The organism is Aestuariibacter sp. GS-14 (assembly GCF_006494365.1).
Lineage (GTDB): Bacteria > Pseudomonadota > Gammaproteobacteria > Enterobacterales > Alteromonadaceae > Alteromonas > Alteromonas mangrovi.
The window spans coordinates 242,171-253,475 of record NZ_VHIP01000007.1 but is presented as its reverse complement, the minus strand read 5'-3'; the positions used below and the strand labels follow the sequence as shown (position 1 = coordinate 253,475).

Sequence of the window (11,305 nt, the reverse complement as noted above, 5' to 3'; positions counted from 1 at the left end):
GGGCTAAATATTGATCTTGAAATAGTGGTCAAGGGGCTATCTTTTTTCATTGACAGCCCGGAGGCTCATATGTGTTAGGCTTTTCGCTTTGTATAAATTAACAACAAAACAATAGAAGCTAAAGTGTGTGAGATTGAAGCCGCCGTAAAAAGAATATCTGGATTAAAAACCACAGTTTCCAGATTTTTAATGTAACTATACATATACAGTATTGCGCTAACTCCGGATAGGCAAGATATTGCAAGTATCAGGCTTGAACTCATTTTTGCATCAAAAGCTTCATTTCTTCCAATTTTTTTACAAAGTTGAAACTGACGATAATAGATATAAAAAATAAGCGTGCTCACCAATAAGGAAGGAATAATAAATATTGGAGATAGGATTGAAAAAGCAGTAGCCATAGCGCAAATAAAGGCTGCAATAGCTGCCGGAAAAAATAATAAAAGACTTAATAAAATAGCTATTATCGACATAGAGCCTAACACCCCGTTTAAGGGGCAAAAACATGTAGGCTATAATGCGAAGCAGCCTACATGTTTTTGTCCCAGCGCGTCCCGGCGCGCGACTTGAAACGATTGTTATACGTGCGAGCTCTGAACTGTCGCGGCTTGCCGCCACAACCTGCTGATACAACCGCAACGCATAACGCCTTGAATTACCTTAAAACAACAACCTACAAAATACCAGACGCACTTTTGATTCTGTAAACAACCTGGAATGCTGACAGTTGGAGTTGCGGAACATCTAAAACCGCGATGATAAAGCTGCTGATACAACTGAAAATGGTGGGAGTAAAAACAACCTAGCAAACAGCCCTACCTAGCCAAAAATCTAACCCACTGATGCATTGAAACAGCTAGCCCGAATCGGCGTATAACGCCCGCATAACGGGCAAAAATACGTAGGCTATAATAACGAGCGGAGCGAGGAGAGCCTACGTGTTTTTGTCCCCAGCGAGCGCAGCGAGTGGTTAATGCGATTGTTAGGTGCCGGAGTTTGATATATCTCTCAGCTTATTTAACTCTTCTTTTACGTCCTTTGCTTCAGCATTGAAATAGCCCCAAGAACCACTTGGTAAGGTTACAAAATGATGGTCTTCCAGATAAATGACGTATTCCAAGCCAGTTAATAGTCCGAGCATACAATTGCCTGGTGAAAATGGAATCTCTTTAACTATACCAATTTGTGGATTTTCTCCTTTGAATGACTCCACAAGCTGGTAGGTTGCATTTACCACATCAAGAGTTTCGTTCTCGATTATTTCAGTTTTCAATTGTGTGCTAATTATTCTTCCAATAAATACTCGTTCAGCATCATCAAACATCTCCTCACGAGTTTTTTCTGGAAAAGAACATGCCCAGCAATCACTTGAAATCAGCACCGCAAAAGTTAATAGAACTAAATACTTTTTCATAGGCACCTAACAGCTTAATATGACTTCAAATGGTGTAAAAACTCACACCAATTTGGTGTATATAGTTCTCTCATAACTACCGCAAAGGTTCTTTTAAAACAACCCCATCATTCGAGTAAACAGGGTGCAATGCAAGTTTTCTTGCGTCTAATACACCGATACAGGTAATTATTTTTTACTTTATTACAAAGCTCACAACTTTCCCAAACTGAACTCAGCTTGACCGCTTTTTAGCATGAGGTGCTCTTCGCCGTTTTTGATTGCAGGTGATGCGATATTGATCCACTGGTAATACACATTTCGGTGAACCAGGGCGGTTAAACCGCGATGCAATGTTACATAGGGGCGTGGGTTCTCGATATCAGTCTCGTCTACTACCAGTGGGTGGGTTGGCGATAAAATCGCGGAGTGCCCCAGGTTACTCACCACTTCAATGGCGGGGCCTTCGTCGGTATCATGTTGGTGCCACTGTGAAATAACAAAAGGCGCATCCTCAACTTGAATGCGAACCTTTTCCGCGGGGGTTTTAAGAAAATAGTCGTCACCTTCTTTGAGTAACACCCTGGCGAATAGCTTTACCATGCGCTCCCTACCAATAGGACTACCGTTATACCACCAGCTGCCATCGGCCTTAATTACCATATCAATGTCGCCACAAAATGGCGGATGCCATTGATCGAACGGCGGCTCACTATCCAGTTTTTCAATGTCGGTGGTAAGGGTGTGTAAATCCATAGCAACGCTAGCCAATGCACTGTGAATACACCGTATGAAATCAAATTTGCAGATAAATGAAAAGCGAGAATCCTATTCGTTACTGTAGCAACATAACCATTACAGTGACTTATCTTCCTTAATGAGCGCCAACGGCTGCTTGGGAATAGAAAACAATAACGCACAGCACATTATTGAACTGCACAGCATAACAAGACTAACCGGTGCCAATGTGCCGTTAAAAAACACATTACTGATGCCGCCTAACAACCCACCAATTGAAAACTTAATGGCCGTAGCCAGGGAAGCCGCACTGCCACTATAACGGCGAAAATACGCCATCAGCATTGATGTAATACAGGGTTGAATTAACCCACCACAGCCAATCGCTAATGCCAGACACGGTATAATTAGCTGCTTATCTGAAACGCCAACTGAAACGAGTAATGTTAAACACCCCAAAATCAGACATTGAAAAAGCGTGCCCACTTTGAACAACGTTTGTGGCTCAACATGTTTAACGGCCTTGCCCACGCAAAGCGTAACCATGATCAGGCACACAACATTCGCAGAGAAGTACAAGGGGAATACCCCAACCGGAATAGAAAAATACTCTAAATAGATAAAGGCGGCGTTGGTGATCAGGGTCATCAGTACGCCGGAGCAAAAGCCGCCAGCCAGAATATATCGCGTGGCAATGAGCTTGCCGTCTACCCGGTGCGAAATAACCACTTTAAAGTTACCCAGCCACTGAGTAATGTTCAGATTGCCCTTGGGTTGATTTGTTTCAGGGATTGCCAGCCACTGCCAGCTAAACAACAACATGCCAAAGCCGAGCAGCGTAAAGAAGATCACCCGCCAACCAAAGTAAACAAGCAACGAGCCCATCAATGGCGCAACTAACGGCGCCAGCATCATCACGGTTATCACCACGGGAATTTTTCTGGCCGCGTCCTGCGGTGGATACACATCGCGCAATAACGCCATGGAGACTACGCCGGCTGCACCGCTCCCCATCCCTTGTAGCGCTCTCAGCCACTGAATTGCCTCTACAGAATTGGCATTTGCAATACTCACTGTAGCCAGCATATAAATAAGTAGCCCGCTGAGCACAATTGGCTTTCTGCCTATTTGATCCGACAAAGGGCCACCCAGCAGTTGCCCAATAGCCGCGCCAAAGAAAAACGCCGTTACCGTATAGTTAAGCGCCGCCATATTCGTATTAAAGTACGACGCCATGGCCGACATAGCGGGCAAATAGAGTTCCATGGAAAACGGGCCTACCGCAATTAAGGCCGAGAGATAAATTACGAAGAATCTGGGTGGGCGCTGATTATACATATTGACCAGACGATAGCAGTGTTGCCAACTGACTGGCAAATCACGGGTATTATAATAACCCGACTATCTTAGCAGAATTCCCGCCCAGCCATTAACGATAGAAAAGATACCAACTATTTACCCTCTCAATAGTTAACACAATAGTTAAAACCGTTTACAGCGCATAGGTTGTAAAAAGTCGGTTGTAAAAAATCAGCGGGTTATTCGGATTGCATTACCCTCCAATTCCGGTTAATTTTTTGTTAATCAACAAAATGCATACTATTGCGGCATACACTGCTTTCAAGGATAGAAAATGACACTCGTTCGGCTTTTGTGTACGGCATGCTTGGCTACCCTTACTTTCCCTGCATTAGTCAGCGCACAGCAGGCTCTGGCAGAGCTGAATACTGCACCGTCAATTCGCTCGCAGGTTACGCTTACACCGGATCACGAATTACAACCCGGCGTACCGCCTGGCGAGCTAAAAGGCACCTTTGAATTTCAAAGCCAGATATATGCAGGTACTTCAAGACGCTACTGGGTATTTGTACCAGCCCAATACGATGCATCGAACGCTGCCAGCTTACTCGTATTTCAGGATGGACATCGGGCATCCAATCCCAACGGATCAATAAGAATACAAACCGTAATGGCAAACCTGATAGCGCAAAAGGCCATGCCGGTAACCATTGGGCTGTTTATTACGCCGGGTAATATGTCGCCCACTTACCCGGACGATTTGGGTTGGAGTAACCCAAACCACCGATGGCAGGAATACGATGTAGTTAACAATACTTATGCGCGATTTTTAATTGAAGAAATGATCCCGTTATTGGAGCGGAATTATCATTTAACCGATGATCCCAACCAACGGGCCATTGGGGGGACCAGCAGTGGGGCAATTGCCGCATTTACGGCAGCCTGGTTCAGACCCGATTATTTTAGAAAGGTGTATAGCTCAATCGGCAGCTTTGTATCGATTGGCTATCACCCGGCAGAGCCTGGTATGCAAACCGGCGGACAGGATTACCCGGCATTAATTCGCCGGGAGCCCATTCGCCCCCTGCGTATTTTTATGCAGGACGGTATTAACGACCTGGACAACGAATGGGGTAACTGGTTTTTAGCCAATCAACAAATGGCCGCTGCGTTCCGTTACGTCAATAAACACGCCGATGAGCAAGCGCTCCCAGGCCCACGTTACGCGCTAAAAACGGTTTGGACAGACGGCGAACATAACGACTCGCACCCCGGCGCGTTATTACCTGAAGGACTGCGCTGGCTTTGGCAAGAATAACAGGTAAACAGCCAATCCATTAAAAACAGATAAAATACTGATTACATTAAATTTACTGCACCACCACAAACAGGTTTTACCAGCCCGATAAAGCGTAAAAATATACGTACAGCCAATTCCAATCACAGTACATTGGTGTAAGATTAAAATTACACCTGAATGATGAGTGCGCGTGAATGAAGCTTAAAGCCAAGTTGGTATCCAGTTACACCGCGATTGGAGTAATTTTCGTTATTGTGAGTTGCTTAACGCTGGGCTGGTTTATTGAAACCGACGCCAAAGCGCAAATATTGCAAACCACTCAGGCCCGGTTAATCAGCGCACGGGATCAAACGGCTCAACAAGTAGAAAGTTACCTTGCCAACGTGCAGTCTCAGGCAGAAACCTTGTCGTTTAACCCTACCACTGTAAATGCGATGGCTGAATTTACTGCCGCGTTCTCGCAAACCAGGGTGTCAAACACTGTAAGTAGCAGTCTCACCAGCTATTACAACAATGATTTCGCAGGAAAATACCGCTCGCTGAATTCAAACAGCAAGTTAAACAGCCTGGCATTACTTGAGTCACTGTCACCACTCACCCGTCATTTTCAGCAGCAGTACATTGCCGACAACCCCAACCCACTGGGCAATAAAGACGCCCTTACCAGTGATGGCTCAGGCTCTGCTTATGACAACACGCATAAAGCCTATCACGAGGTGTTTAAGGACTACATTGAACACTATGGCTACTACGATATCTTTTTGGTGGACGCCAGCAGCGGCTACGTGGTGTATTCCGCGTTCAAAGAGCTGGATTACGCCACTTCGCTCATCAATGGTCCTTACGCAAAAAGTGGGCTGGCCAAGGCCTATCGGGGCGCATTAGCACTAAGCAACAGTAAAACCAGCTTTCTCACTGATTTTGAAACCTACCTTCCTTCGTATGATGCCCAGGCGGCGTTTGTCTCTTCCCCAATTACACAAAACGGCAAAACGATTGGCGTGCTGATAATGCAACTGCCACTCGACCGTATCGATAGCATTATGACCCATAATCAGAAATGGGAAGAAGCAGGCTATGGTTTGTCGGGTGAAACCTATCTGGTAGGTGCCGATACCCTGATGCGCTCAAATTCCCGCTTTCTGTTGGAAGATAAAAGTGGTTACCTGGCTACAATGAAATCCATCGGCACCGACAAAACCACACTGAGCGCGATGGATGTATTTACCACCTCCATCGGCCTACAGTCGGTAACATCCGACGCGGCTAAAAGTGCTTTGGCGGGCAGTAGTGGTTATGCACTGGTTACCGATTATCGCGGTGTAGAAGTACTCTCGGCCTATAAGCCGCTGGATATAGCAGGGCTAAAATGGGTGATTCTCAGTGAGATCGATTACAGTGAAGCATTGGGATTTATTGAACACTTAAACGAACAAATCGTTTTAAATATTGTGCTGCTCTCGGTGTTTGCACTGTTCATCAGTTTATTGGTTGGCTGGTTTATGGCCCGCCCTGTTATCACTCCCATATCTCAAATGCACGAAACCGTTAAACAACTTAGCTCAGGCGATGGCGATCTTACCATCAGATTACCCGCCAAGGGCAACGACGAACTGTCTGCACTGGCAGGCAGCTTCAACGAATTTATTGAACATTTGGACACCACATTTTCTCAGTTACTGGCGTCCATTGTTCGCATGAAACCCATGTCGATAGACGTGACAGAAGTCAACCAAGAACTCATTACTTCGTCTAACAATTTACACAAGCAATCCGACATAGTGCGCGACGAATTAAATAACACACTAAACTCCAGCCAGTTAGTGGCAGATGAAGTGGGTGGAATTCAACAAGCCACGCGCGACACCGAATCCTGCGTAACAGACGGCAGACAGTTTGTAGACGAAACGATCCACAACATGGACCAACTGGGTGCAACACTTGCCAATGTATCAAGCGCAGTAAACGACTTAAAACACGATGCCGAAAGCATTTCTAAGGTTATCGACGTAATTAACGAAATCGCTGAGAAAACCAACTTACTTGCATTAAATGCGGCGATTGAGGCCGCACGGGCGGGTGAATCTGGCAGAGGGTTTGCGGTAGTGGCTGATGAAGTGCGAAACCTTGCCAGTCAAACCCGCTCTTCTACCACCAGTGTTGCGGAACTGGTAAATAACATATCGCACAGTACCCAGCATGCCGTAAGCATAATGAACAAGAGCCTGGCGAATGCCCAGGGATGCGTTAAACAGGTAAACGAAACCAAAGAAAGCTGGGCATTGATTGAATCTGCCATTGCCAATATTAATCAGCATGTATTGCAAATTGGCGCGGTTTCCAGACAGCAGCAAACCCAACTGCATGAAGTATCTGAAAACTTTAAGCTAATGGACAAGAGTTTTGATTTAAACCAGCATGCTATTGAACTGAGTGCCAGTATTGGTGAAGACATTACTAAAATGGGTAACAAACTCAAATCCCTTACAGACAACTTCAAGGTATCGAATCCATCGCACAGCGTTAAGCGTCGAACGGCATTCCGGGCTGAGTAACCCAGGCTTACATTACCGCGCGTGATATAAGCCACAAGATATTAAGACGTTATGGTGCTAATGCGCGGTGGTTTTTGAAAGCGTATTTAGCACAACGACGCCCGCTATAATTAGCCCCATTCCTACCACTCCCCAAAAGTCAGGCTTTTGCCCAAAAGCAAACCACGCCACTATTGAAATTGCGACGATACCCAGCCCAGACCAAACCGCATAGGCAACGCCCACAGGAATGGTCTTGAGCGTTAACGATAAGAAATAAAATGCAGCAGCATAGCCGACAATCACCAGGGCTGAAGGGACCCATTTGGTGAATCCTTCGCTTAACTTTAGGTTAGATGTGGCCATGACTTCACAAGCAATGGCAATGCCGAGAAACAACCAGTTTTTCATACAGAAATTAATGAATAAAAGAAAGAAGGCGTGAAGTGTAACCAATACCTTATGCAAATTGCAGTCTTGTATTAAATACCAGTTCGCATAGAAATTTGCCCACTCAGCCCCCCCCTGAGGGTGAACTGGCAGGCTTTTTAGCTAGGCTTGTTTGTGCAGGTTTGGTGGTTCCAAATCAAGCAAGCGTAACAACGCTAAAATGTCTGCCAGTTTGCCATTAGGGAGTTGCCCAAAGGGAGCGGCCAAAACGACTTATATCTATGTTGCGCCCTCTGAACATAGAATGACTATGCCTCAGAGGACGCGTCGTGATCTAAGTCGTTTTCGACTAGCCCTCAGGGATCACTCTGAGAGGGCAAATTTCTATGCGAATTGGTATAGCACAACCTCTGCGCACACTACCTCTGGCCAATACAAACAAAAAACCCGGCACAAGCCGGGTTTTAACTCACAAAGAGGTCGCTGAAGTTACAGCTCGCGGATCCAGATATTACGGAAGCTCACGAAATTGTCGTGATCCTGTAACTGAATCGGTGCGCAGCCGTGAGGGATGGTTTTAGGTGCACCAATCCACTCGGTTGTACCCAGAATTTTCGTGTGATTTTGCACCACTACGCCATTATGGATCACGGTAACGTAACCGTGCGACACCAGTTTCTCACCATCGAAGCGAGGCGCGGTAAACAGGATGTCGTACTCCTGCCACTCGCCCGCAGGACGCATGGCATTTACCAATGGAATAGTCTGCTTGTAAACTGAACCAGCCTGACCGTTCGGATAGGTAGCATTGTTATATGAATCCAGTACCTGAATTTCATATTTCTGCTGGAAGAATATGCCGCTATTGTTGCGCTGCTGCCCTTCCATGCCGTCGACATCAGTAGGTGTTTTCCACTCAACGTGTAATTGCACATCACAGAAATCACGCTTGGTTTTAATATCACCTTTACCCGGCAATACCGTTAACACGCCGTCTTTTACCGTCCACTGAGCGTCGCCGCCTTTCACCGACTCCCACTCACTTAAACCGCTGCCATCGAACAATACAATAGCATCAGACGGCACGCCATTGGCTGGCGCACTAACCACTTCGGGAACCGGCTCCCACACTTCGGTTTTTTGCGCCTGTTGCCAGGGTTCGAGAGCTTGCCCCTGTGCCACTGCAAATCCTGCAGTGCCCAACGCACACAGGGCAAGCGTACCTTTTACTGACCAGTTTAATTGCATAATTAAGGTCCTGTTATTCTTTAGTGTCTGAAAAGGGTGAATGCAAACCTGCGCTTAAGTAGCCCAGGCGCGATCACCTTTCTGATACGGCATGTCGCCATCGTATTTGCCCGGAATACTGACATACCGCAACGCTTTAGTCGCACCCACTTCGGATGTGAAGAAGCAGAATAAAGTAAGCTGCTTCATTAACGTGAAGTAATGCGGAACCGGCCCTTTGTCTTCCATATTGCGGTGACTAGGCTTCTGATGCACGGCCCAACCCAGCCCCACTTTCTCGTCCTGTGCCTTGGCGATAGAATCAAGTTTAGTCAATAACTCATGACGTTGCGTAGCAGACAGCAGCAGGAAAGGTTTACTGAACGCCGCTTTACTCTCCACATCAATGGCTTTCAGACCCTGACGGAATTCAGCTTGTTCAGGCGGCGTATAACAATCAGCAACCAAACCAACCATAGTTGCACCGACGTTAGCCGCTTTCGCCCCCGGGCTGTCTGTTGCAGGAATGATGGTTTCACCAATTTCGTTTAACAGGCTGATGTCCTCTGTGGTAAATCCCGCATCTTTGGCGCTGGTTGCCTCAGGCGCTTTGTCCCAGGCAAACGCATCGGCACCCACCATGGCTACCCCGGTGGCAGCCGTGATCAGTTTTAATATGTCACGACGTTCCATTACAGATTCCTCTTTTTCAGTTCTTCTACGGCATAGCTTGCAGCACGCGCAGTTAATGCCAAATAAGTAAGAGAAGGGTTTACACACGACGCAGAAGTCATACACGCACCGTCAGTCATGAATACGTTTGGCGCATCCCATACCTGGTTAAACTTGTTAGTAACCGAGGTCTTAGGATCGCGGCCCATACGTGCACCGCCCATTTCATGGATACCCATGCCAGGAGCATAGTCACCTTCATAGCCGTTTACGTTCTTCAAGCCCGCACGTTCGAACATTTCTACGGCATCGTCTTTCATGTCTTTACGCATGGCGATTTCGTTTTCTTTGATCTCCACGTCCATTTCCAGTACTGGCAAGCCCCATTTATCCTTCTTGTCTTTGTTCAGGTAAATACGGTTGTCGTGGTGTGGCAGCATTTCACCAAAGGCCGTCATACCAATGCGCCAGGTACCCGGCTCGGTAATAGCATCTTTTAAGCCTGCACCAATGCCCATTTCAGCGATATTGCGGTTCCAGCCATCGCGACTTGCGCTACCCTGATAACCGAAGCCACGAAGGTAGTTACGCTTGTCGTCATGCCAGTTGCGGAAACGCGGAATGTAGAAGCCCGACGGACGACGACCGTAATAGTATTTGTCGTCGAAGCCTTCTACTTCAGCACTGGCGCCCACGCGGAAGTGGTGATCCATAATATTATGGCCCAACTCACCGCTGCTGCTACCCAAACCACCTTCCCATACATCAGTTGCTGAGTTCATTAGCATCCATGTTGAGTTAAGTGCTGACGCGTTCAGGAACACAATTTTGCTCTTAAATACGTAAGTCTGATTGGTTTCTGAATCCAGAATTTCCACACCGGTAGCGCGTTTCTTGTCTTTGTCGTAAAGCACACGGGTAACAATAGAGAATGGACGCAGTGTCAGGTTACCGGTTTTCATTGCCAGCGGCAGCGTTGACGATTGTGTACTGAAATAGCCACCAAACGGGCAACCCAGCCAGCACTTATTACGGTACTGACAGTTCACTCGGTTTTGCTCTGGCTTAGGTTCAGTAATGTTAGCTGAACGACCATGAATAAGGTGACGCGTACCACCGAATGCTTTTTGCAAGCGCTGAGCGACTTCTTTTTCCACTACGTTCAGGGGAATTGGCGGCAGGAACTGGCCATCTGGTAACACGTCCAAACCGTCACGGCTGCCGCTGATCCCAGCGAAACGCTCTACGTAATCGTACCAAGGGGCCAGATCTTCGTAGCGAATGGGCCAGTCAACCGCAATGCCTTCTTTGGCGTTAGCCAGGAAGTCTTCTTCATTTAAGCGATAGCTTTGACGACCCCACAGCAATGAGCGTCCGCCCACGTGATAACCGCGGTACCAGTCGAAACGTTTTTTCTCGACATAGGGAGAGTCCTGATGACTGGCCCACATGCCATTAGTCGATTCATTCAACGGATAATCGCGTTGAATAACCGGCTCTTCCTGCTTGCGCTTTTGCGTTGGCAGGTCGCGGTGCGGATAATTCCAGGCTTCTTTGTGCGCGTTGGTATAATCCTTTATGTGTTCAATATTGCGTCCACGCTCCAGCATCAGTACTTTCAGGCCTTTTTCGGTCAGCTCTTTTGCTGCCATGCCACCACTGATCCCTGAACCGACAACAATCGCATCGTATTCGTTGTTCGCCATTACATCTCCCCTCTAATTCTGTGCCTAATAATCGACAGGGTAATTG

Annotated in this window: 10 protein-coding genes; 2 read left to right on the top strand and 8 right to left on the bottom strand. The window is 46.9% G+C overall.

Annotated features, from left to right (window positions below; genetic code table 11):
- Positions 1–74: 74 nt before the first annotated feature.
- The 4 genes from FJ444_RS13555 to FJ444_RS13540 all read right to left on the bottom strand — a co-directional run bounded on the left by FJ444_RS13555 (position 75) and on the right by FJ444_RS13540 (position 3,469).
- Positions 75–473: a hypothetical protein gene (locus tag FJ444_RS13555; RefSeq protein ID WP_140958965.1), complete on the bottom strand. Its 399-nt coding sequence runs from the start codon at positions 471–473 to the stop codon at positions 75–77.
- Between the two features lie 509 nt (positions 474–982).
- The gene (locus tag FJ444_RS13550; protein ID WP_140958963.1) at positions 983–1,414 is read right to left on the bottom strand and encodes a hypothetical protein; all 432 of its coding nucleotides are present in this window, start codon (positions 1,412–1,414) and stop codon (positions 983–985) included.
- A gap of 192 nt (positions 1,415–1,606) precedes the next feature.
- Positions 1,607–2,149, bottom strand: a complete 543-nt coding sequence (locus tag FJ444_RS13545; protein WP_140958961.1) for a DUF1285 domain-containing protein — start codon at positions 2,147–2,149, stop codon at positions 1,607–1,609.
- Positions 2,150–2,248: 99 nt separating this feature from the next.
- On the bottom strand, positions 2,249–3,469 hold the full coding sequence (locus FJ444_RS13540; RefSeq protein WP_140958959.1) for a multidrug effflux MFS transporter: 1,221 nt from the start codon (positions 3,467–3,469) through the stop codon (positions 2,249–2,251).
- Positions 3,470–3,764: 295 nt separating this feature from the next.
- Here FJ444_RS13540 and FJ444_RS13535 point away from each other — a divergent pair, with 295 nt between their 5' ends.
- Together FJ444_RS13535 and FJ444_RS13530 are read left to right on the top strand one after the other, a co-directional pair.
- A complete protein-coding gene (locus tag FJ444_RS13535; protein ID WP_140958957.1) occupies positions 3,765–4,748 on the top strand; it encodes an esterase family protein in 984 nt (327 codons plus the stop codon).
- A 176-nt stretch (positions 4,749–4,924) separates the two neighbouring features.
- On the top strand, positions 4,925–7,285 hold the full coding sequence (locus tag FJ444_RS13530; protein ID WP_140958955.1) for a methyl-accepting chemotaxis protein: 2,361 nt from the start codon (positions 4,925–4,927) through the stop codon (positions 7,283–7,285).
- Between the two features lie 57 nt (positions 7,286–7,342).
- Here the strand turns inward: FJ444_RS13530 and FJ444_RS13525 are convergent, their stop codons facing one another.
- From FJ444_RS13525 to FJ444_RS13510, 4 genes are all read right to left on the bottom strand, one after another.
- Positions 7,343–7,675, bottom strand: a complete 333-nt coding sequence (locus FJ444_RS13525) for a multidrug efflux SMR transporter (RefSeq protein ID WP_140958986.1) — start codon at positions 7,673–7,675, stop codon at positions 7,343–7,345.
- A 468-nt stretch (positions 7,676–8,143) separates the two neighbouring features.
- Positions 8,144–8,902 carry a DUF1080 domain-containing protein gene (locus FJ444_RS13520; RefSeq protein ID WP_140958953.1) on the bottom strand — a complete coding sequence of 253 codons (759 nt, stop codon included), beginning with the start codon at positions 8,900–8,902 and terminating at the stop codon, positions 8,144–8,146.
- Between the two features lie 54 nt (positions 8,903–8,956).
- A complete protein-coding gene (locus tag FJ444_RS13515; RefSeq protein WP_140958950.1) occupies positions 8,957–9,574 on the bottom strand; it encodes a gluconate 2-dehydrogenase subunit 3 family protein in 618 nt (205 codons plus the stop codon).
- Positions 9,574–11,259: a GMC oxidoreductase gene (locus FJ444_RS13510; protein WP_140958948.1), complete on the bottom strand. Its 1,686-nt coding sequence runs from the start codon at positions 11,257–11,259 to the stop codon at positions 9,574–9,576. Before FJ444_RS13510 ends, FJ444_RS13515 begins: the two co-directional genes overlap by 1 nt.
- Between the last annotated feature and the right edge of the window lie 46 nt (positions 11,260–11,305).